Here is a 307-nt window from a genome sequence, read left to right on the forward strand (position 1 = left end):
AATGAACTGCCGCAGCTGCGGCATATGCCGGCGCTGGCTGCCGGAGGCGTCATAGCGGTCAAGCTGGTCGGTGTCCAATACTCGCCCGAGTCGGGCGGCTTTGGCGATGTGCTTCCGGATCCGCTCGGGCACGTCGGCCAACACCGTGAAGTAACCCAAGCGCTGGAAGAGCTTGAGGTGAATCAGTACCGCCAGCTGAGGACCCGGCTGGGTGGTCAGCTGCTTGGCGAATGCAATCTCAGCGGCGGTGGGGGTATAGATCTCCTCCAGTTCCTTGGCGGTGGGATCAGGCTTCAGTCGCGGGTAG

General features: G+C 62.9%; 1 protein-coding gene. It reads right to left on the reverse strand.

Annotated features, from left to right (window positions below):
* The coding region (locus tag C0R07_RS19660; RefSeq protein ID WP_146027654.1) for a DUF4158 domain-containing protein at positions 1 to 307 on the reverse strand (307 nt) is incomplete at both ends.

Source organism: Stenotrophomonas bentonitica (assembly GCF_002887735.1).
In the GTDB taxonomy this organism is placed as follows: domain Bacteria; phylum Pseudomonadota; class Gammaproteobacteria; order Xanthomonadales; family Xanthomonadaceae; genus Stenotrophomonas; species Stenotrophomonas bentonitica_A.